Below are 20,925 nucleotides of genomic sequence, written 5' to 3' on the forward strand. Positions count from 1 at the left end.
GCTCCACAGCGTTCATGGCCTCCACTGCGTGGAGGCGGCTCGGTCGCTGGGGAGCCGCGGGCCCGTCAGGGGGAGACGGGCAGCCGCACCACAGCCCGCAGCCCAGGCGCGGCGTCCTCGAGGACGACCGTGCCGCCGTGAGCCCGCACGGTCTCGCGTACGATGGCCAGCCCAAGTCCGGCGCCGCCCTCGTCACGGCTGCGACCGGAATCCAGCCTCGTGAAACGGTTGAAGACGCGCTCGCGATCCTGCTCGGGAATGCCGGGCCCGTCGTCGGTCACCGTCAGCACGCCGTCCGCGGTCAGCGCCACCTCGACCTTCGACGACGTATGACGTACCGCGTTGTCCATCAGGTTCGTCAGCACCCGGCTCAGGTCGAGGGCGTCGCCCCGCACCACGACCGGGTCGCACACCGTCAGGCGCGCCTCGGCGTACCTGTCGACGGTCTGCCGTACCACCTCGTCCAGCTCGACGGGTTCCCGCCTGGCGGGCACGCCGCCGCGCTCGTCCAGCCTGGCCAGCGCCAGCAGGTCCTCGGCCAGCCTGGACAGCCGCATCGTGTCCTCCAGGACGCCCTCGGCGGTCTCCTGCCAGTCCTGACCCTCGGGATGCCCGAGCGCGACCTCCAGCTGCAGCCTGATGCTGGCGAGGGGGCTGCGCAGCTCGTGCGCGGCGTCGGAGACCAGCGCCCGCTGGCGCTGCTCGGCCTCCTCCAGCCGGGCCAGCATGTCGTTCAGCGTGGTGGCCAGCGAGTGCACCTCGTCACGCGACTGCGGCACCGGCAGCCGGCGCGATCTCGCCGTGTGCGTGATGTCGGCCGCGCCTCTGCGCAGCGCCGTGATCGGGCGCAGCGTACGGCCGATCATGAGCCAGCTCGCCACCGCGAGCAGCACGATCAGCGCGGGCGTGCCCACCAGCAGCACCCTGCCGGCCGTGGCCAGGCTGGTCTGGATCTCGCTGATGGGCCTGGCCGCGATCACGGTCTGCCCGCGGTCCGCGCGCAGCACGATCACCCGCAGGAACCCGGAGATCGCGTACGGCCGCCCGTCGAGGAGCGTGGCCTGCCCGTGCTTCAGCACCCTGGACCTGCTCGCCGCGTCCAGCAGCGGGACCAGCCGGTCGGTGCCGTACGTGACGTGCGTGATCCGCCCCTGGGCGTCGATGACCTGCACGATCGTGCCGTCGTGCGTGGTGATCGGGCTGGTCAGCGTGCCCGCGTCGGCCGCCACGCGCACGGACTGAGCCTGCTGCCTGGTGGACTCGTCCACCGTGTCCATGAGTGCCCGGTCCAGCACGCTGAGCAGCACCGACGCCGACACGGCCAGCGCCAGCGCCAGCACCGCGGCGGCCGCCACCGTGAGCCTGAACCGCAGCCCCTGCCGCCGCCACCAGACGAGCGGGGAGTCAGCCACCGTCGCCCGCCAGCCGGTAGCCCGCGCCGCGCACGGTCTGGAGCGCGTTCCTGCCGAACGGGGCGTCGATCTTGCGCCGCAGGTAGCCGACGTACACCTCGACGACGTTCGGGTCGGTGTCGAAGGTGTCCCACACGTGCTCGAGGATCTCAGCCTTCGACACGACCTCGTCCCGCCGCCGGATCAGATACTCCAGCAGCGCGAACTCCCTCGGAGTCAGCTCGATCGCGTTCTCGGCCCGCTCGACCCTGCGCCGTGCCGGGTCCAGCGAAAGGTCGCCCGCCACCAGCACCGACGGCCGCCGCCCCGAGTCGCGCCGCAGCAGCGCCCGCAGCCTGGCCACCAGCACCACGTACGAGAACGGCTTGGTCAGGTAGTCATCGGCCCCCAGGTCCAGCCCGTCGGCCATGTCGTATTCGCCGTCCTTGGCCGACAGCATGAGGATCGGCACCCAGTTCTCCTCCGCGCGCAGCTGCTTGCACACGTTGTAGCCCGACAGCCTGGGCAGCATGATGTCGAGCACCACGACGTCGTAGTCGCCGTGCCTGGCAGCATGGAGCCCTTCCTCGCCGTCGTGGGCGAGGTCCACCGCGAACCCCTCAGCCTGGAGTCCCCGCTGGAGCGCGGCGGCCATCCGCCGCTCGTCCTCGACGACAAGTACTCTCATGTGGCAATTCTCCTGTTCCTGCCCTGAGACAACGCTGAGAAGGCTGAGAGCCGTCTCAGACAGTCTCAGGTCTGCCACAGGATGCATCACGCAGGCTCTGAGCATCGACATACCGTTAAGGAGTGAGATGCGCAGAGGCACGTTCGTGAGGTGGGGAGTGCCGATCGCGGCCGCGGCCGTGATCGGAGCCGCGATCGGCGCCGGCCCCGTCATAGCCGCGGTGAGCGGCGACCCGGTGCTGCCGGAGCGCTCGGCCCAGCAACTGCTGGCCGACGCCGTGGCGGCGACCGGCAAGGAAGGCGGCATCCCGCCGATGTCCGGCACCGTGCAGCAGACGGCCTCGCTCGGCCTGCCCGCGCTGCCGCAGACCGGCGAGGCGTCGCCGCTCAACCTGCTGTCCGGCTCGCACGAGGTGAAGGTCTGGTACGGCGCCAAGGACAAGCTGCGGGTGGCCATGCCGACCCAGCTGAACGAGACCAACCTGATCGTGAACGGCGACCAGGCCTGGTATTGGGAGAGCGCCACCAACACCGCCACCAAGGTGAGCATCAAGGCGGGCACCGAGGCAGGTATGGCGCAGGAGCACAAGCTGCCCACGCCCCAGCCGACCGACCTGACCCCGCAGCAGGTGGCCGAGCGGCTGCTGGCCAACGTCGACCAGCACACCGCGGTCCGTGTGATCAACACGGCCGAGGTGGCGGGCCGGCCGGTCTACCAGCTCGTGCTGGCGCCCAAGGACGCGGGCTCGCTGGTGCAGGAGATCCGCATCGCGCTCGACGGCGAGACGTACGTCCCGCTGCAGGTGCAGGTCTACGCCAAGGAGTCGGCCGAGCCGGCGTTCCAGGTCGGGTTCACGCAGGTGACATTCACGCCGCCGGCGGCCGAGAACTTCACCTTCACCCCGCCCGCGGGTGCCAAGGTGGAGGAGAAGACCCTCGGCACGGACCTCGGCCAGGGCGCGGAGCAGCGCGCCGAGCACGCCAAGGACGTCGCCGGCCAGGCGAAGGTCGTGGGGCAGGGCTGGACGACCGTGGCGGTCGTCCCGTTCTCGCTGTCGGACCTCGCCGGCGGCGCGGGCGACAAGACCGCGACGCCGTCCGGCTCGCGTCAGGGCGCCGATCCGAGCGCGCTGGCCGACAGTGTGCTGAAGTCCGCCACCCCGGTGAGCGGCACGTGGGGCTCCGGCAAGCTGATCAAGACCAAGCTCGTCACCGCCCTTCTGACCGACGACGGCCGCCTCCTGGTCGGCGCGGTCACCCCGGAGGAGATCGTCAAGGCGGCGGGCACCAAGTGACCGTCGTCATGCAGGAAGCGGGGGCGCCCTTCGGGGCGGCCCCGCCCTCCGGGGTGAACGCCGGGGAATTCGCGATCGTCACGGAGGGCCTGACCAAGCGGTTCCGCGGCGGTCAGGTCGCCGTGGACACGCTGGACCTGGCCGTCCCGCGCGGCTCGGTGTTCGGCTTCCTGGGGCCGAACGGCTCGGGCAAGACCACCACGATCCGCATGCTGCTCGGCCTGATCGCGCCGACGTCGGGCGAGTACTCCGTGCTCGGCCTGCCGCAGGCCCAGGCCCTGCCCAAGGTGGGGGCGCTGGTCGAAGGACCGGCCTTCTACCCGTACCTGTCGGGCTCGGCCAACCTCATGCGCTTCGACGCCGCCGACCCCACCGCTCCGGGCGGCACCGCCAGGCGGCGGATCGCCGAGGCGCTCGAGCGCGTGGGCCTGACGGCCGCGGCCGGCAAGCGCTACCGCAATTACTCGCTCGGCATGCGCCAGCGCCTCGCCATCGCCGCCGCCCTGCTGGGGCCGCGCGAGCTGCTCATCCTGGACGAGCCGACCAACGGGCTCGACCCGCAGGGCACGCGCGAGGTCCGCGCGCTGGTCAAGGAGATCGCCGCCGACGGCACGACCGTCTTCGTCTCCTCGCACCTGCTGGCGGAGGTCGAGCAGATGTGCACGCACGCGGCGATCATGCGTACCGGGAAGCTCGTGGCGCAGGGCACGATCGCCTCGCTGAGCGGTGGGGTCGTGGCGCGTGTCAGGGTGGAGACCCCGGACGTGGCGGACGCCGCACGGGTGCTCGGCACGCTCGGCCTCGCCGATGTGCGGCCCGCGAGCGGGGAAGTGACGGCGGAGCTGGGCGGGCACGCGCCGGAACGGATCAACGCCGCGCTGGTGGGGGAGGGCGTGGCCGTACGCGGGCTGGCCGTGCTGCGGCCGAGCCTGGAGGACGTGTTCGTCGGACTGACAGGGGAGGGCTTCGATGTCGACGGCTGAGACGGCTGAGACGGCTGAAACGGCTGAAACGGCTGAGACGCAGACCGCCCAGCGGCGCTCGCCCGGCCTCGTACCCGTCACGGAGACCATGCGCACCACCGAACGCCACCCGCCGGAGCCGCCCAGCGCCGCCCCCGTCCCAACGGGTGCGGGCAGGACGTGGTCGTTCTGGCGGCTGCTCGGCTCGGAGCTGGGCCTGACCTTCCGCCGGCCGCGCAACCTGGTGATGCTGGCCGCGCTCGGCGTCGTGCCGATCGTCATCGGCGTGGCGCTGCGCATCGTCAGCTCCGACGGGGGCATGGGCGGGATCATCGCGGACGTGGCGGGCAACAGCCTGATGCTGACGTTCGCCTCGTTCTCGTTCCTCGTGCTGCTGCTGATGCCGGTCGCCGTCAGCGTGGTGGCGGGCGACTCGATCGCGGGCGAGGCCGGGGCGGGGACGCTCCGCTACCTGCTGGCCGCGCCGGCGGGACGCACCCGGCTGCTGCTGGTCAAATACCTCAACGCGGTCGTCTTCGCGTACGCGGTGACCGCGGTGGTGGCGCTGACGGCCCTGCTGACGGGCCTGCTCCTCTTCCCCGCCGGTCCTGTGACGCTGCTGTCGGGCACCACGATCTCGATGACGGACGGCCTGCTGCGCATCCTCATCACCGTCGGGTACGTCGGCGCCGGCATGGCCGCCCTGGCCGCCATCGGGCTGGCGCTCTCGACGTTCACCGAGGTGTCCATCGGAGCCATCGCGGCCACCCTGGTGCTGGTCATCATCTGCCAGGTGCTCCGGGCGATCCCCGAGCTCGGCTCGATCACGCCGTACTTGCTGCCGTCCAAGTTCACGAACTTCGACGCGGTGCTGCGCAACCCGGTCGACATGGGGGCGCTGAGGGAGGGGTTGCTGGCGTTCGGGGCGTACATCGTGCTGTTCGGTTCGATCGCCTGGGCCCGCTTCTCCGGCAAGGACATCACCTCCTGACGCCGCCCGCCCCACACGCGACGGACGGGCGTGCGTGTCACGCGGCGTCAGGTGCCCCTGGCGAGCTGCACGCCTCCGGACGACCCGCACGCTCCTGCGCCGGGCGCGCCGTCCATAGGCACGGCGTCGCGCGCATGGACGCCTGCGGGGTGGGCTGGCCGCATCTTTCCCGCGCCGCCCGTCCCCAGCCGGCGCGTTGTGCGCGTGGGCGTCCGCGGATGGGGCCGGCATCCGCATGGGAGCGTCGCCGCTTTGAGGCCCCGCGTCGGCGGGCTGGAGCCCGGCACAAGGCGCTCGGCCCCGTAGGCGCCCGGACCCCGAATGGGGCCTTGCCCGGGGCGGTGGGTTGGGAGACGGCGGATGGCCAGGACGGCCGGGCCCCAAGGTCGGAGCCCGGCGCCCGGGGTGCGGGGCTCAGGAGGTGGGGCGGCGGCGGAGGCCGAGGGCGCCGACCACGATGCCGATGACGCCCACCACCAGGCCCGCCCCGCCCAGGAGGCGGGCGGTCCCGTCGGACGTGGACGTCGACGCCGCCACCGGAACCACCGAAGGCGTGGCGCCGGCCGGAGCGGCGGAGGCGGAGGCCGCGCCGTGCTCGTCACCCCCGCTGGCGGGAACCAGCTTGAGCGTCGGGACAGGGTGCTCGGCCTCGGTGCCGTCCGCCTTGGCGGGGTCGGCCCAGTTCACCACCTCACCCCCCGAGTAGGTCTGCTTGGTCGGGAACGTCAGCGAATCCGTGTCCTTGGGCAACTGCCCCATGGACACCTCGAACTCCTGGAACTCCCCGGGATTGATCTTGCCGCCCGACCACACGACCTTGGTCACGGCCTCCTCGAGGTCGCCGTACTCGGTCTTGACCGGCTTGGGCAGCTTGCCCTGCGTGACCTTGACGTCCCAGCCCGGCAGCGGCTTGACCGACACGAACGCCAGCGGATGGTCGGTCGGGAAGTTGACCTCGATCTTGACGGTCGAGGCGTTGTCGCGCTCGTTCGGCACCCGGAACGCGACCTTGGTGAACCCGCCCTGCTCGGCGGTGCCCGGCTGGATGGTGACGTGGGCCAGCGCCGGGATGGCGAGCCCGACGGTCAGCGCGGTGGCGGCGGCGAGCACGGTCGCCGCACGGCGTACGAAGGACATGGGAAAACTCCACTTGGTGAATCAGGGGATGAAACGGGTGTCAGATGGTCAGGCGGGAAGTGGAGGACCACGCCTGGCCACGCAGTGCCAGAACTCCGGCTGGAGCGGCACGACCCTTGTCTGGACGATCGGCGCGACAACCCGTACGGGGGGCACGACGATCGTAGGCAGCAGCACGAGACGGCGGCCGATGAGGCGCAGCAGCGACCAGAGCGCGACCTCGCCGCGCGCCAGCCACAGGCCCGTGATCAACGTGGCCGTCACGTGCGTGAGCAGCATCCCGGTGTTCACGGCCAGGCCGCCCTGCGTATGGCTGTGCACGACCACGTCCGTCGAGAACAGGCCGTGCAGGGAGAAGTACGTCCCGCCGTCACTGGCGAACAGCTCGTGCAGCCCCAGCTGAGCGCTCATCAGCACGACGTTGATCGTCGCCGTCGAGCGTTCCCTGCCGCACAGCGCCAGCCCCAGCGCGGACACGCCCGCAAGGCCGAGACCGGCGGCCCACGGCGCGGGCGCCGAGCCGCCTCCCAGCATGTGGGCGAGCGCGGCAAGAGTCACGCAGACGGCGGAGAAGGCGGCCGTCCGCGCGAGCCTCAGAGGGAGTTGCGCGTGCATGGGTGTGCCCCATGCTCTCACGGGGCAGTGACACATGAGACCCAGAGTGCGAAGCTGCACAATGCCTGTCCGAAATGGGCATTTCTCGCTAGGGTCGTGCCGACCGCGTTGACATAGAGGTGAGAACGTTGCGGCACTTAGGTGGATTCCTCATCGGGCTTGTGGTGACGGCGGCCGTCCTGGCGGGCGGCGGATGGGCCGTCCAGCAGGTCGTCGGCAATGCGGCGGCGAGCCCACCGGACAGCCAGAAGATGTGGATCGCGCTGGGCGCGATGGCCGCGATCGGGCTGGTCGTCGGGCTGGTGGTGGCGGGCCGGGTGTCGCCGCTCGCGACGTTCGTGCCGTCGATGGTCCTGCTGGCCTGGACGGTCGTCTACGCCCTCGACGTGAACCGGGCGCTCTCCTTCATCCCGAGCGAGCCGTCGGTCAACCAGATCATCAGGGACGCCGGCTTCGGCGCCAAGACGTTGCTCACGACGGGCGTGTTCGCCCTGCTCGGCGTGGCGCTGTTCATCCCCGTGCTGATGCCGTCGCGCTGGTCGCGCCGGGACGACGAGTTGGATGAGGACTACGAGGCCACGCCGGAGGGCAGCTACTACTGAGTCATGCCCGTGTAGAGGTGGGTGACCACCTCCTCGAGGCTCGACCGGTCGGGCGCCGTGGCCATCAGGTCGTCGAGCGTGCCGTCGAACGCCAGCCGCCCGTGGTCGATCAGCATGACCCGGCGGCACAGGCGTTCGATGTCGCCCAGGTCATGCGTGGTGAGCAGCACGGTCGTGCCCCGCTCGGCGTTGAGCCGCTGCAGGAAGGCCCGGATGCTGGCCTTGCTCACCACGTCCAGCCCGATCGTCGGCTCGTCGAGCACCAGCACGTCGGGCGCGTGCAGCAGCGCCGCGGCCAGGTCGCCGCGCATGCGCTGGCCCAGGCTGAGCTGGCGCACCGGTGTGCGGATGAACTCGCCCAGGTCGAGGGTTTCGGTCAGCTCGCCGAGCCGCGACCTGAACGCTGCGCGGTCCACCTTGTACAGGTGGCGGATCAGCTCGAAGCTGTCGCCGAGCGGCAGGTCCCACCACAGCGTCGTGCGCTGCCCGAACACCACCCCGATCCGCCGCGCCAGCGTCGTGCGCCTGCGCGACGGGTCGAGCCCGGCCACCCGGACCCGGCCCGACGTGGGCGTGAGAATGCCGCAGAGCATCTTGATCGTGGTGGACTTGCCCGCGCCGTTGGGGCCGAGGTAGCCGACGAACTCCCCCGGCGACACGGTGAACGACAGGTCGCGCACGGCGTGCACGACCCTCCTTTTGATCTTGAACGAGCGTCCGGCGCCATCAAGTTCGATCATCGTCAACTCCCCGTGGATCGGTAGTGCCTGATGCCCTGCCGCCAGGCCAGCCCGGCCAGCAGTGAGAGGACCAGCGCGGCGGCCGGTCCGGCGAATCTCATGAACTCGGGCGTGCCGAACGGGTCGGCCCGGTCCAGCACGTACAGGCCGGGCTGCCAGTTGACGAAGGCCAGCGGCAGCACGTACGTCACGCCCTTGACCAGGTCGCGGCCGTAGATGCTGAGCGGGTACTGGTTGAGCTGGTTGCTGCCGTAGGTGAAGGAGCTGGCCACCTCGGGCGCGTCTGTCAGCACGAACTGCAGCGCGCCGCCCAGCGTCCACAGTGCCGAGAAGATGACGATCCCGGTGATCACCATGACGGGGATCATCCAGGCACGCCGCCAGTCGACGTCGACCGCGGCGATGCCGTAGCCGAGCACGACGGCCGCCTGCACGATCCGGCCGGCCCTGTTGGCGTTGAAACGGTCGGTGGTGAGCTGGATCCACGCGCTCACCGGCCTGATCAGTACCGTGTCGAGTGTGCCTGCCTTGATGTGCTGGCTGATCCGGTCGATGTTGCTGACGAACGTGTCGCAGATGTTGAACGACAGGCTCGCGGCGCCGTACAGAAAGAGGACCTCGTCGCGGGAGAAGCCCGCGAGCGTGGTGGTGTTGGAGAAGATGACCAGGATCACGGCGACGTCGAGTCCGGCGAGCACGAAGCCGAGCACGGTCATCAGCGTGAACGACGCCCGGTACGCCGCCGCCGCGCGGGTCCAGGTCCACAGCAGCAGGAAGTACGTCCTAGCCACCCTGGATCACCACCTTGTGGCGGATCGCCCTGGTGCCGAGCGCGCCCAGCCCGAGGAGGACCGCCGCCCAGAGCGCCTGGAACACGAGCGTCTCCAGGACCGGAGCCTTGCCGAGGTAGAGGTCGGTGGGGAGCTGGACCATGGCCGCCCAGGGCAGCGCCATGGCCAGGTCGCGTAGCCAGCCGGGGAAGATGTGGATCGGGACCATCATCCCGCTGAGGAACGTGGTCAGGACCAGTGACAACACCGCGACGCCGCGGTCGTCCACGAGCCAGCAGACCGACAGCGCCAGCAGGTAGCGCCAGCCGAAGCTGACCAGGACGCCGATGGCGAACCCGGTCAGGAACGCCAGCCACTGCCCGAGGCCGGTGGGGACGGTGATGCCGAACAGCGCCGCGCCGAGCAGCATGGGCGGGACGCCGCGGACCAGGAACAGGTAGGCGGCCCTGCCCACGTCCTCGGCCAGTGACCAGAGCTGGAGTGAGGCCGGGCGGACCAGGTCGAGCGCGATGTCGCCGCTGCGGATGCGCTCGGGGATGCCGAGCCCGCCGCCGAACAGCTGCATCGGGCCGATGAACGCCTGGGTGATGAAGGAGAACGTGATGGCGTCGGTCACGTCGTAACCGGCCAAGCCAGGGCGGGCCTGCCAGAGTGCGATGAGGATGTAGGCACGCAGGACGCCGAACACACTGTTGGTGAACGTCGCGGCGACTGCGGCCCAGACGTAGGTGGCGTGCTTGCGGAAGCCGTACCGGACGAGCCGGGCATAGAGCGGTATGGTTTTGCACCTCCGGGGGGTGATGACACGGTTACCAGCCGTGTCCGGACCCGCGCACGGGTCTGCCGATGGGGAGCACGGAATTATGCGACGAGGGCCATGGGCCCTGCAACGCAATAAACGTCAGCGGTCCGTGAGGCGGTAGACGAAGCGCAGGCCCGACCAGGTGGCGTCGACGGCGGCGACCTTGTTGTCCACCAGGCCCGTGGACAGGCCGTAGTCGCGGATGGGGTTCTCGGAGAGGTCCGTGGGCACCTTGCTGGAACGCTTCGGCCAGCAGACCCACGGCCCGCCGTTCTTGGCCAAGAGGGCCATGACGGCTGGGAACGCCTGGTGAAGTGTGGCGCTGTCGGGGCAGAAGACCATTATGACGTCGTACGGGCCGGCGGCCGGGGTCCGGTGGACCTCGGCGGCGGGCTCGCCCAGGTCGAGACCGTCGGGGGCGCCGAGGGCGAGCACGTTGTGCCCCGGTTTGATGCCGAGCTTGCGCGGCAGCGGTGTGCCCGAATATCCGGCCATGAACGACAGCGTGTCACAGCGCCGAAATATCCACGTAAGCGATGAGATACTTACTGGCCGGTAGGACGATCTCGTTGGGGGAAGGAGTTCAGCGGAGGGTCAATATGCGGATCGACAGGGACGTGGCTCCCGAGTACCCGTTGAGCTGGCAGGCCCGCGCGCTGATCGGCCTGATGCACGGCACTCTGAAGCCGGCCTCAACGCTACTCATGCGCCATCCTTTCGCCCTGGCCTGCGCCGCCCGGCTCGGTGACATCGGGCGGCTGGTCCGGGTGCCTCAGCCCGAGCACGTCACCGTCGAGCCGGAGGCGTTCTCGGCGTGCGAGGGCGAGTGGGTGCGGGGCGGGCCGGGGCTCGACGAGGGCAAGGTGGTGCTGTATTTCCACGGCGGCGGCTATTTCTCGTGCTCGCCGCGTACCCATCGGTCCATCACGTGGCGGCTGTCGGTGGCGGCCAAGCGGCCGGTGCTGGCGCTCGACTACCGGCAGGGGCCGGTGCACCAGCTTGCGGACTCGCTGGCCGACTCGCTGGACGCGTACGACTGCGTGCTGGGACGGGGCTACGCGCCTGAGGACATCATCTTGGCGGGGGACTCGGCGGGCGGCCACCTCACGCTGGCGACGTTGCTGGCGCTGCGCGACGGGAAGCTCCCGATGCCGGGGGCCGCGATCTGCCTCTCGCCATGGGCCGACCTGACCGACTTCCCGCGCCGCGCGAACCGCTGGCAGGACCCCATGCTCCCGGCCGGCCGGGTGCGGTGGCTGGCGCGCCGATGGACCTCCGGCCTCGACCCGCGCGATCCGCTCGTCTCCCCGGTGCTGGGGGACTTCACGGGGCTGCCGCCGCTCATGATCGTGACCGGGTCGACCGAGGTGCTGCGTGATGAGGCCAGGAGAGTGGCCGAACGGGCGCGGCTGGCCGGGGTCCAGGTCCGGTACGAGGAGTGGAAACACATGCCGCACGTCTTCCCGATCCTGGCGGACGTGCTGCCCGAGGCCCGGCTGGCGTTCCGGCATATGTCCGATTTTCTGCGCGCGGTGGCCGCTCGGCGCGCGTCCACCGGGGACATCGCGGCGGCGTGAAGATTTACCACTGCCCCTTTTGTGAAGATCGGCGTACGCTTGCATCTCAGGGAAAGTGTAAGGTTAGGTATACCTAACTTTGAGTCAGGGGGCCTGATTGATGGCTGAGAAGCCCACGGATCATCATCGGGGCGTCGTCCTGCGGACCGAGCGGCTCTCGCGGAACATGGTCCGCGTCGTCGTCGGAGGCGACGGGCTGGCCGACTTCGCCACCTCGGGGTTGACGGACCACTACGTCAAGCTGGTCTTTCCGTACGAAGGGGTGAAATATCCCGAGCCGTTCAGCGTGAAGACCTGCCGCGAGACGATGCCGCGCGAGCACTGGCCGCGGCTGCGGACCTACACCGTCCGCGCCTGGGACCCCGACAGCCGTGAGCTCACCCTCGACTTCGTGGTGCACGGCGACGAGGGGCTGGCCGGACCGTGGGCCGACCGGGCCGTTCCCGGCGACGTCCTGCTCATGCTCGGCCCCGGCGGCGGGTACGCCCCCGACCCCGCGGCCGACTGGCACCTCCTGGTGGGCGACGAGAGCGCGCTGCCGGCCATCGCGGCCTCGCTGGAGGAGCTGGCGGAGGGCACCCTTGCGCACGTGCTGGTGGAGGTGGACGCGCCCGAGGACGAGCAGAAGCTCGAGACGGCCGCCGACGCGCGGGTCACGTGGGTCCACCGTGGCGACCGTCCCGTGGGCGAGAGGCTCGTGGAGGCGGTGCGGGCTCTGGAGTTCCCCGAGGGAGAGGTGTGCGCGTTCGTGCACGGGGAGGCGGGGTTCGTCAAGGAACTCCGCCGCCACCTGCGGCTCGACCGGGGGATCGGGATGGATCGGCTGTCGATTTCCGGATATTGGCGGACCGGGGCCGACGACGAGGGGTGGCGCGCGATCAAGCGCGACTGGAACCAGCAGGTCGAAGCCGAGGAAGAGGCGGCGCTCGCCTCCTAGGTCGGGTACGCGGCGGCCCACCCGTCAGCGGGCGGGCTCCATGGGCCGCGTACCGCCTCGGGTAGTTGGGCCGTGAAGCGGTCGCGGGTGAGGGCACGTTACGGCTCCGGCGGTGAGGCTCTTCGTGACGCTCGCCGTACTGAACGTGATCATTCTCGTCCGGCACGCCAGAGCCGAAACACCACTTCAGACCGTCGAACCACAGCCCTTACTTACCCCGAAGGAATGACCGCCTTACCTCCAATACCCCTTATGGCAGACATGCGGAAAGCCTCCGCGGATCCGGTCACAGTGTGCTTTGCCGTGACCCTGATCAGGAGAGGCGAAAACCGGATGGCGCGTGGTGCAAGTGACATGCCTCCTGGCGTGCGACCGCTTACGGTGGGCGACCCGGTCATCATCGGCCGATACCTGCTCCTCGGCCGCCTCGGCACGGGCGGGATGGGAGTGGTCTATCTGGCCGAACACCCTCAGGGTGGCCTGGTCGCACTCAAGACGCCGCATGCGGTGCATCTCAACGATGCCACGTTACGCGCGCGCTTCGCCGAGGAAGTGGCTTTCTCGCGAAGATTGGTGCCGTTCTGCACGGCGGCGGTCGTGGAGGACGGCACCGACAAGGACCGCCCCTACCTGGTCACCGAGTACATCCCGGGCCCGGCGCTCTCCCAGGTCGTCGGGGCCAAGGGACCGCTCACGCCCGACCTCGCGTACGGCGTTGCGCTGGGCGTGGCCGCGGCCCTGGTGGCGGTGCACGAGGCCGGGCTGGTCCATCGTGACCTCAAACCGGGCAACGTGCTGCTGTCCACGCGGGGGCCGCGTGTCATCGACTTCGGCATCGCGCGCGACGTCGACACGCTGGCCGCGCACACGCAGGCTGGGCAGGTCATGGGCAGTCCCGGATGGGTGGCGCCGGAGCGGCTGACGGGCGGCCCCGCGGTGCCCGCGTCGGACGTGTTCGCGTGGGGGTGCCTGGTGGCGTTCGCCGCGGCGGGGCATCACCCGTTCGGCGGCGGCGAGGCTGATGTCCTGACCCGGCGCATCCTGTTCGACCCGCCGCGGGTCGCGGGCGTGCCCGCCATGCTCCGGCCCGCCGTCGAGGCCGCGCTGGCCAAGGATCCCGCCGACCGCCCCAGGTCCGCAGATCTGCTGCGGGTGCTGCTGGCCGCCGGAGGCGTCGGTGAGCCCTGGGATCTGCGGCAGGCGGTGGCCGGGGTATTGGAGGAGATCTGGACGCCGGTGCCCTATCCGCCCGGGGGAGGGAGGGTACGCCTGGCGGGGCCGCCCGGCGACACCGGTTCCGGCCCGTCCGGCGTACCGGAAGCTGGTGTGGAGCGTTCCGGTTCGCGTAGACGCAGGAGGAATACGGGGGCGCACCTGTCGCACGCCAGTTTCGCCGCCCTCGCCACGGTCTCCATCGCGGCCATCACGGTGATCGCGGCGGCGGGCGGCGACGGGATGAGCATCGGGGGAGGCTCACTGCTGCCCGCCAACCCGCCGGTCGTGCAGCCCCATGGCAGCGCCGAATCCACCGTCCGCCCCTCTGCCACGCCCACCGGCGCCCTCCCGCCCACACGGGCCGGGGTGACGGCGCCTGTGACAACCACGTCCACGCCCACGGAGTCCGTCTCCCACAGGCGCACGAAGAGTCCGTCCGCCCTGCTCGACCCTTCGCCCGAGCGCAAGAACACGTTTCAGCCGCCGAACACGAGCGGCCCTGACGACCCCGGGGGCGACGATCCGGGCGAGTGCGCGAACCCGGCGAGCAGGAGGAGGGGAAACGCGGCCAGGCGGAGCTGCCCACAGCCGTCGGGCTCCATCTCCACGATCCCCCAGGACGGGCCCGGCGAGTCGCCGGACCCCTCCGTGTCCGTCTCGGAGACGCCTACGGCTACTGGATCTTAGTTAGGTCGATCGGGTGCCAGTGTCCAGGCTTCCCTAAGCGTGACGGAAGGACCCGCCGTCCGGGCTTAGCCGAGACAGACGGTCACGCCGCACACCTGGAGCTGCCCGCCCGGGTTGACGACGGCCGCTCGGCATCAACCGGCACCGCCTCAGCAGCCGACTACACTGCCGCTGGTGCATACCTGGCCAGTGGCGGGGCTCTGCTCTTCGAGATCGGTATCGCCTCTGTGGTGGCTGCGGCCGTGCCGGGCGCGGCACTCGGCGGAATGCCTTCCATGGCCGCACGGAATCACGTAAGCGGCCGTTTCGGTGACGGCCTGCTGAGTCGCAGGCTCGGCGCTTGCGGGCTCAGCTGATGCCACCGCAGGGAAGGCAAGAACTGAGATCGCCATCGCGCACGTAGCCAGAGCAGTGCGTGTCTTGATCATGAGATATCACCTCGCGCCGGTCGTGAAGTTCAGGGCCCTGCCCGGCCTCGGAACTCGCGGAAAGACATCGATATGGCCTGTCGATCATGAAGTGAGACGGGCCGCGCCAGGCTGGGGGGACTGGCGCGGCCCGTTCGCCGGTGAACCATCCCATGCCCTGGAGGTGGCCGGCGAGTCGGAAACTAGTGCTCGAACTGCTCTTCTTCGGTTGAGCCGCGCAGTGCGACCGTCGAGGAGTCGGGAGCGACGGCCGTGCTGACCAGGTCGAAGTAGCCGGTCCCGACCTCACGCTGGTGCCGGGTGGCCGTGTAGCCGCGCGACTCGGCGGCGAACTCGGCCTCCTGCAGCTCCACGTACGCCGACATGCCCTCGGCCGCGTACCCCTGGGCCAGGTCGAACATGCCGTAGTTCAGCGAGTGGAACCCGGCGAGCGTGATGAACTGGAACTTGTACCCCATGTGCCCCAGCTCCCGCTGGAACTTGGCGATGGTGGAGTCGTCCAGGTGCTTCTTCCAGTTGAACGACGGCGAGCAGTTGTAGGCGAGCATCTGGTCGGGATACTCGGCCTTGATCGCCTCGGCGAACTCGCGGGCCACGTCCAGGTCGGGTGTGCCGGTCTCCATCCAGAGCAGGTCGGAGTACGGCGCGTACGCCAGGCCGCGGGCGATGCAGGCCTGCAGCCCGTTCCTGACCCGGTAGAAGCCCTCCGCGGTGCGCTCGCCGGTGGCGAACTCCTGGTCGCGCGGGTCCACGTCGCTGGTCAGGAGCGTCGCGGCCTGTGCGTCGGTCCGCGCGATGATCAGCGTCGGGACTCCGGCGACGTCCGCGGCGAGGCGGGCGGCGTTCAGGGTCTTGATGTGCTGGCCGGTCGGGATGAGCACCTTGCCGCCCAGGTGGCCGCACTTCTTCTCCGAGGCGAGCTGGTCCTCCCAGTGCACGCCCGCGGCGCCTGCCGCGATCATGCCCTTCATGAGCTCGAACGCGTTCAGCACCCCGCCGAAGCCGGCCTCGGCGTCGGCCACGATGGGCGCCAGCCAGTACGGGGTGTCGAAGTCGCCCTCCGACCAGGTGATCTGGTCGGCGCGCAGCAGCGCGTTGTTGATGCGGCGCACGACGGCGGGGACGGAGTTGGCCGGATACAGGCTCTGGTCCGGGTACGTCTGCCCGCCCAGGTTCGCGTCCGCGGCGACCTGCCAGCCGGACAGGTAGATCGCCTTCAGACCCGCCTTCACCTGCTGGACCGCCTGGTTGCCGGTCAGCGCGCCGAGGGCGTTCACGTAGTCCTCGATGTGCAGCAGGTCCCACAGCCGCTCGGCACCCAGCCGGGCCAGCGTGTGCTCCTCCTGCACGCTGCCGCGCAACCTGATCACGTCTTCGGCGCGGTACGTGCGCTCGACGCCCTCCCAGCGAGGGTCGCTGTCCCATTCGTCCTGCAGCTGCTCAGCAGCTCCCTTGAGGCGATCGATCATTGTTCGCTCCTTTTCGTCCCCTGGGGCTCACGCCGAGTCTGTGCCCCGGCAGGGCCGGTCAATAGTCGATAGCTGGGAGAAGAATCGTGCAAGTTTCCAAAACAGGCATTACTCGTGGGTATTCAGCTGTGAAGAAATCCATAGTTTTCCCGTTGGCCTAGACCAATCCGAGTGACGCACCCCCTGTCCCAGGGGTTGGCGTTGAGGCTAGAAAAAGGGCCGAATTTCTGCCTAAGATGCCTGCATGGCGCCCTTGCTAGGTGAAGAACCGCTGTCTTTGACGCAGGAGCTTGATCTGATCGCGTTTGGTCAGCGCCTACGCCACCTGCGCAAACAGCGCGGCCTCACCCTGTCGGACCTCGGCTCGCGCGTCAGCAGAGCGCCCAGCCAGCTGTCGCTGCTGGAGAACGGCAAGCGCGAGCCCAAGCTCTCGCTGCTCAAGGCGCTGGCCGCCGCCCTGGGCGTGCCCGTCGAGGAACTGCTGCGTCGCCAGGCGCCCAACCGCCGCGCCCAGCTCGAGATCGCGCTGGAGGAGGCGCAGCGCGACCCCATCTACGCCGGGCTCGGGCTGCCGCGCCTGAAGGTCTCCGCGCGCGTGCCGAACGACGTGCTCGAACACCTCCTCGGCCTGTACGGCGAGCTGCGTGCCAGGCAGGCTCGCGGCACCGCCACCCCGGAGGAGGCCAGGGCCGCCAACGCCGAGCTGCGGCGCAGGCAGCGTGAGGTGGGCAACTACTTCGGCGAGATCGAGCAGGACGCCGCCAAGGCGCTCGACGCGGTCGGCTACCGCACGGGTGCCCTCTCGCAGAGCACGATCCAGAGCCTGGTCACGCATTTCGGCTACACCGTGCACACCGCGCAAGACCTGCCCCGGTCCGTACGTTCCATCACAGACCTCCGCAACCGCCGCATCTACGTCAAACACGAGCAGCTCGGCATGCACACCCCGCGCACGATCCTGCTCCAGACCCTCGGCCACCTCGCGCTCGGCCACGGCAAGCCGCGTGACTTCGCCGACTTCCTGCGCCAGCGCACCGAGGCGAACTACTTCGCCGCCGCCGTCCTCGTCCCCGAGCGGGCCGCCGCGCCCTACCTCCAGGAGGCCAAGGCCGACCGGGCGCTGTCGGTGGAGGACCTGCGGGACGTGTTCGCGGTCTCGTACGAGATGGCCGCCCACCGCTTCACCAACCTCGCCACCCACCACCTCGGCCTCGTTTGCCACTTCGTGCGCAACGACGCCGGCGGCACCATCTACAAGGCGTACGAGAACGACGGCATCGTCTTCCCGGCCGACGAGCAGGGGGCCATCGAGGGGCAGCGGATGTGCCTGCAGTGGTCAGGGCGGCAGGTGTTCGCCTCGCCCGATCGGTTCTCGGTGTTCTACCAGTACTCCGACTCGCCCACCGGGACCTATTTCTGCGTGGCGCACGTGGATCCGTCGCGCGAGCGGGACTTCGCGATCACGCTGGGGGTGCCGTACAAGGAGTCACGCTGGTTCAGGGGCCGTGAGACCACCAACCGCACCAGATCCCACTGCCCCAACGGCGACTGCTGCCGCCGCCCGCCCGCTGACCTGGCCGAACGCTGGGAGGGGTACGCCTGGCCGTCCGCCCGCGCCAACTCCCATGTCCTGGCCGCGCTGCCGCCGGGCTCGTTCCCGGGGGTGGACGAGGCCGACGTGTATACGTTCCTGGAGCGGCACGCCACCACCGCATAAGCTGACATGTGGGGATACGGGGGAGGTGTCGCATGCTCTTTGAAGTGCGAAGATGGTTGCGGCGCCGTACTTCGTCCGCCGCGGACTGGCCGCTCCGGGACCTGAAGGCCGCCAAGGGGAAGACCACGGTGAGCGTGGTGCTTCCGGCCCGCGACGAGCGGGAGACCGTGGGCGAGATCGTCAGGGTGATCCGGCGGGAGCTGGCCGGGCTCATTGACGAGATCGTGGTGATCGACTCGCGTTCCTCCGACGACACGGCGCTCGTGGCCGCGCGGGCGGGGGCCTGCGTGCATGCCCAGGACGAGATCCTGCCGCAGCTCGTGCCGCTGGACGGCAAGGGTGAGGCGCTGTGGAAATCGCTGGCGGTGACCTCAGGGGACGTGCTGGTGTTCGCCGACGCAGATATCCGTAAATTTCGCGCTTCCCTGATATTTGGCCTGCTCGGGCCGCTCCTCGCGGACCCCACCGTGGTGTACTCGAAAGGCTGCTATGACCGCCCGTTGAACGGCACCTCCAACGGAGGCGGCCGCGTCACGGAGCTCGTGGCCCGCCCCCTGATCAACCTCCACTGGCCCCAACTGGCCGGCTTCGTCCAGCCCCTGGCCGGTGAGTACGCCGGCCGCCGCTCGGCCCTGGAACGGGTGCCGTTCCTCACCGGGTACGGCGTGGAGCTGGGGCTGCTGATCGACCTGCTGGAGCTGGCCGGGCTGGACGCGCTCGCGCAGGTGGACCTGGGGTCGCGCGAGCACTCCCCACAGTCGACCGAGGCGCTCGGGGGGATGGCGTCCCAGATCATGCTGGCTGCTTGGTCGAGGTTGCGACGGCAGGGCAAGATCTATTCGTGCCATGAGCCTTCGGTACGGTTGACGCAGTTCCGCAGAGGGCTGGACGGGCACGACGTGCTGCTCCGCGACATCGGGATAGGCGAACGCCCACCCATGATCACCCTGACCATGTAAGGTCGGGGCTCCGCCGCACATCCCCTCGCCGGCGTGGCGCCCGTGTCCGCCTGCCGTTACTTGAAGCCGGCCGCCACGATCTCGGTGATCTGGTCCCGCATGGCCTCGTGGTCGGCCGCGGCATCACCCAGGATGATGCGCCCGAGCTGCGGCATCATCGACGGGAACAACGCCAGCCCCGTCAGCAGGAACACCATCCGCGCCACCCTCGCGGAGGGCTCCACCCCCAGCCCCTCCGCCAGCGAGCGCGTCTTGCGGCCACAGCGCTCCACCCGCGCCTCCTGCCCAGGCAGCAGGTCCGGGCCGCGGTAGTTGAGCGCCTCCCACATCAGCAGCCGCACCAGCTCGGGATGGGTGTGGTAGTAGTCCATCAGCTTGGCCACGTAGTCCGCGGGATCGCCGCCGGGGAGAGCGATCTGCGTGGTCAGGTCGTCGACCGCCTCCGTGATGACGGCGTCGAACAGCTTCTCCTTGCTGCCGAAATGTCCGTAGATGCGCTCCTTGTTGACGCCGGCGCGCTCGGCGATGCGATCCACGCGGGCGCCCGCCACGCCGTACGCGGCGAACTCCTCCCGCGCGGCCTCCAGCAGGGCGGCGCGCGTGGCGGCGGTCGAGACCTTGGGTGCCATACCGCTCATCATAGCCACCAACCAGTTGGTTGCAATCCAACTGTTCAGTTGACATCCAACTAGTTGGTTGGCTACCGTCCCGGCACATGGCAATAACCACTCCTTGCGCGCCGCCCCACCTCGCGGCGACCACCCCGGCCCGCGCCCCGTTCGGGCGCACGATGACGGCGTTCACCCTCACCGCCGTGCTGGTCAGCGGCCAGTTGTACGTCGTGATCCCGCTCCTGCACGACATGGCCACCGGCTGGGGGGCCTCGCCGGGCGGGCTGACCTGGCTGGTGACCGCGTTCGGCATCGGGTACGGCGCCGGCTTCCTGGTGTTCGGCCCGCTGTCCGACCGCTACGGGCGTCGCAGGTTGCTGATGATCGGACTACCGCTGGCCGCGGTCACCTCGGCGGCGGTGGCGTTGAGCCCGTCCCCCGAGGTGGCGTTCGCGTTGCGGGCCGTGCAGGGATTGGCGGTGGCGATGTTCCCGCCCGCGGGTATGGCGTACCTGGCGGAACGGGTCGAGCCGCGCCGGCGGGTGGTCGCGATCGCGGCGGTGACCGGCGCGTTCCTCGCCTCGGCCGTGGTGCTCCAGGTCGCCGCCCAATTGATGGTGAACACGATCGGCTGGCGCGGGCTCTTCCTGCTGTCGGCGGCCGGTTTCCTGCTGGCTTTCCTGGGCGTGCGGGCGATCATGCTGCCCGACCTGCCGCGTGAGGGCTCCGGCTCGCTGCTGTCGGTCTATCGGGCGGTGCCGGGACTGCTGTTCCATCGCGTTCTCGGGCTCCGGTACATCGCCACGATCATGTTGATGGTGGGCTTCGTAGCCGTTTACACCGGTTTGCAGATCTATGGTGTGACGTCGTCCGCCGATCTGCTCACGCTCCGAACGGCCGGACTCCCCTCGATCGTCCTGGTGCCCCTCCTCATGCCCTGGCTGGCCCGGATCCCCACGACGGTCAGGGCCGCGGCGTTCCTGGCGGCCGGTGGCCTCGCGCTCGCGGCCGTCGGGCTGACCGGCGCGGCCGCGCTGGTGGTCCTGCTCGCCGTCTACGTCGCCGCCATCGCCGGCGGCCTGCCCAGCATGAACGAGGCCATCTCCGCCGGCGCCGGCCAGGCGCGGGGAACAGCGCTGTCGCTGTTCTCCTTCGCTCTCGCGGTCGGCGGCAGCGTCGGACCGCAGGTGGCCGCCGCATTCGAGGGATTCACTCCGATGATGTACGGCCTCGCGATCGGCATGGGGCTGGCGGCCCTGGCCGTACTGGCTTCCGCGAGGTCGCCCAGGCAAGCCGCCTGACGTGAACTCCG

Annotated in this window: 20 protein-coding genes; 10 read left to right on the forward strand and 10 right to left on the reverse strand. The window is 70.0% G+C overall.

Going from position 1 to position 20,925, the window contains the following annotated elements; all coding sequences use genetic code 11:
* Nucleotides 1-65: 65 nt before the first annotated feature.
* Together ACQPWU_RS21720 and ACQPWU_RS21725 are read right to left on the reverse strand one after the other, a co-directional pair.
* Entirely contained in the window at nt 66-1,412 is a 1,347-nt protein-coding gene (locus tag ACQPWU_RS21720; protein ID WP_433442771.1) for a sensor histidine kinase, read from the reverse strand.
* A complete protein-coding gene (locus ACQPWU_RS21725; RefSeq protein WP_433442773.1) occupies nt 1,405-2,079 on the reverse strand; it encodes a response regulator transcription factor in 675 nt (224 codons plus the stop codon). The genes ACQPWU_RS21720 and ACQPWU_RS21725 overlap by 8 nt, the downstream gene beginning before the upstream one ends.
* Nucleotides 2,080-2,206: 127 nt before the next feature.
* On the opposite strand from ACQPWU_RS21725, the gene ACQPWU_RS21730 reads away from it, so the two are divergent.
* The 3 genes from ACQPWU_RS21730 to ACQPWU_RS21740 are packed head-to-tail and all read left to right on the forward strand — an operon-like array spanning nt 2,207 to nt 5,326.
* Nucleotides 2,207-3,373 carry a LolA family protein gene (locus ACQPWU_RS21730; RefSeq protein ID WP_433442775.1) on the forward strand — a complete coding sequence of 389 codons (1,167 nt, stop codon included), beginning with the start codon at nt 2,207-2,209 and terminating at the stop codon, nt 3,371-3,373.
* The gene (locus tag ACQPWU_RS21735; protein WP_433442777.1) at nt 3,370-4,356 is read left to right on the forward strand and encodes an ATP-binding cassette domain-containing protein; all 987 of its coding nucleotides are present in this window, start codon (nt 3,370-3,372) and stop codon (nt 4,354-4,356) included. The genes ACQPWU_RS21730 and ACQPWU_RS21735 overlap by 4 nt, the downstream gene beginning before the upstream one ends.
* Nucleotides 4,343-5,326 carry an ABC transporter permease gene (locus ACQPWU_RS21740; RefSeq protein WP_433442779.1) on the forward strand — a complete coding sequence of 328 codons (984 nt, stop codon included), beginning with the start codon at nt 4,343-4,345 and terminating at the stop codon, nt 5,324-5,326. The genes ACQPWU_RS21735 and ACQPWU_RS21740 overlap by 14 nt, the downstream gene beginning before the upstream one ends.
* 414 nt (nt 5,327-5,740) lie before the next feature.
* Here the strand turns inward: ACQPWU_RS21740 and ACQPWU_RS21745 are convergent, their stop codons facing one another.
* Both ACQPWU_RS21745 and ACQPWU_RS21750 read right to left on the reverse strand, forming a co-directional pair.
* Complete coding sequence (locus tag ACQPWU_RS21745; RefSeq protein WP_433442781.1) at nt 5,741-6,463, reverse strand: YcnI family copper-binding membrane protein; 723 nt, start codon at nt 6,461-6,463, stop codon at nt 5,741-5,743.
* Between the two features lie 48 nt (nt 6,464-6,511).
* Nucleotides 6,512-7,078: an MFS transporter gene (locus tag ACQPWU_RS21750; RefSeq protein WP_433442783.1), complete on the reverse strand. Its 567-nt coding sequence runs from the start codon at nt 7,076-7,078 to the stop codon at nt 6,512-6,514.
* A 119-nt stretch (nt 7,079-7,197) separates the two neighbouring features.
* Here ACQPWU_RS21750 and ACQPWU_RS21755 point away from each other — a divergent pair, with 119 nt between their 5' ends.
* The gene (locus ACQPWU_RS21755) at nt 7,198-7,680 is read left to right on the forward strand and encodes a hypothetical protein (protein WP_433442785.1); all 483 of its coding nucleotides are present in this window, start codon (nt 7,198-7,200) and stop codon (nt 7,678-7,680) included.
* Here the strand turns inward: ACQPWU_RS21755 and ACQPWU_RS21760 are convergent.
* The 4 genes from ACQPWU_RS21760 to ACQPWU_RS21775 all read right to left on the reverse strand — a co-directional run bounded on the left by ACQPWU_RS21760 (nt 7,674) and on the right by ACQPWU_RS21775 (nt 10,508).
* Nucleotides 7,674-8,420 (reverse strand): ABC transporter ATP-binding protein, encoded by a 747-nt coding sequence (locus ACQPWU_RS21760; RefSeq protein ID WP_433442787.1) that lies wholly within the window; start codon nt 8,418-8,420, stop codon nt 7,674-7,676. The genes ACQPWU_RS21755 and ACQPWU_RS21760 overlap by 7 nt on opposite strands.
* Before the next feature lie 2 nt (nt 8,421-8,422).
* The gene (locus ACQPWU_RS21765) at nt 8,423-9,211 is read right to left on the reverse strand and encodes an ABC transporter permease (RefSeq protein ID WP_433442789.1); all 789 of its coding nucleotides are present in this window, start codon (nt 9,209-9,211) and stop codon (nt 8,423-8,425) included.
* Nucleotides 9,204-9,899, reverse strand: coding sequence for an ABC transporter permease (locus ACQPWU_RS21770; RefSeq protein WP_433442792.1), 696 nt, complete (start codon nt 9,897-9,899; stop codon nt 9,204-9,206). Before ACQPWU_RS21770 ends, ACQPWU_RS21765 begins: the two co-directional genes overlap by 8 nt.
* Nucleotides 9,900-10,112: 213 nt before the next feature.
* Entirely contained in the window at nt 10,113-10,508 is a 396-nt protein-coding gene (locus tag ACQPWU_RS21775) for a hypothetical protein (RefSeq protein ID WP_433442794.1), read from the reverse strand.
* Nucleotides 10,509-10,612: 104 nt separating this feature from the next.
* Between ACQPWU_RS21775 and ACQPWU_RS21780 the strand changes: the two genes are divergently transcribed.
* The 3 genes from ACQPWU_RS21780 to ACQPWU_RS21790 all read left to right on the forward strand — a co-directional run bounded on the left by ACQPWU_RS21780 (nt 10,613) and on the right by ACQPWU_RS21790 (nt 14,429).
* The gene (locus ACQPWU_RS21780; protein WP_433442796.1) at nt 10,613-11,590 is read left to right on the forward strand and encodes an alpha/beta hydrolase; all 978 of its coding nucleotides are present in this window, start codon (nt 10,613-10,615) and stop codon (nt 11,588-11,590) included.
* A 100-nt stretch (nt 11,591-11,690) separates the two neighbouring features.
* Nucleotides 11,691-12,527: a siderophore-interacting protein gene (locus ACQPWU_RS21785; protein ID WP_433442798.1), complete on the forward strand. Its 837-nt coding sequence runs from the start codon at nt 11,691-11,693 to the stop codon at nt 12,525-12,527.
* Nucleotides 12,528-12,893: 366 nt separating this feature from the next.
* Nucleotides 12,894-14,429 carry a protein kinase domain-containing protein gene (locus ACQPWU_RS21790; protein WP_433442800.1) on the forward strand — a complete coding sequence of 512 codons (1,536 nt, stop codon included), beginning with the start codon at nt 12,894-12,896 and terminating at the stop codon, nt 14,427-14,429.
* 610 nt (nt 14,430-15,039) lie between these two features.
* Here ACQPWU_RS21790 and aceA read toward each other — a convergent pair.
* Nucleotides 15,040-16,326, reverse strand: coding sequence for an isocitrate lyase (aceA, locus tag ACQPWU_RS21795; RefSeq protein WP_433442802.1), 1,287 nt, complete (start codon nt 16,324-16,326; stop codon nt 15,040-15,042).
* Nucleotides 16,327-16,570: 244 nt separating this feature from the next.
* Here aceA and ACQPWU_RS21800 point away from each other — a divergent pair, with 244 nt between their 5' ends.
* Nucleotides 16,571-18,043, forward strand: coding sequence for a helix-turn-helix domain-containing protein (locus ACQPWU_RS21800; RefSeq protein WP_433442804.1), 1,473 nt, complete (start codon nt 16,571-16,573; stop codon nt 18,041-18,043).
* A gap of 32 nt (nt 18,044-18,075) precedes the next feature.
* Nucleotides 18,076-19,002 carry a glucosyl-3-phosphoglycerate synthase gene (locus ACQPWU_RS21805; protein ID WP_433442806.1) on the forward strand — a complete coding sequence of 309 codons (927 nt, stop codon included), beginning with the start codon at nt 18,076-18,078 and terminating at the stop codon, nt 19,000-19,002.
* Between the two features lie 56 nt (nt 19,003-19,058).
* Here the strand turns inward: ACQPWU_RS21805 and ACQPWU_RS21810 are convergent, their stop codons facing one another.
* Nucleotides 19,059-19,631 carry a TetR/AcrR family transcriptional regulator gene (locus ACQPWU_RS21810; RefSeq protein ID WP_433442808.1) on the reverse strand — a complete coding sequence of 191 codons (573 nt, stop codon included), beginning with the start codon at nt 19,629-19,631 and terminating at the stop codon, nt 19,059-19,061.
* An 86-nt stretch (nt 19,632-19,717) separates the two neighbouring features.
* On the opposite strand from ACQPWU_RS21810, the gene ACQPWU_RS21815 reads away from it, so the two are divergent.
* Complete coding sequence (locus ACQPWU_RS21815) at nt 19,718-20,914, forward strand: MFS transporter (RefSeq protein WP_433442810.1); 1,197 nt, start codon at nt 19,718-19,720, stop codon at nt 20,912-20,914.
* Nucleotides 20,915-20,925 lie beyond the last annotated feature (11 nt).

This window comes from Nonomuraea sp. CA-141351 (assembly GCF_050944675.1).
Classification (GTDB): Bacteria; Actinomycetota; Actinomycetes; order Streptosporangiales; family Streptosporangiaceae; genus Nonomuraea.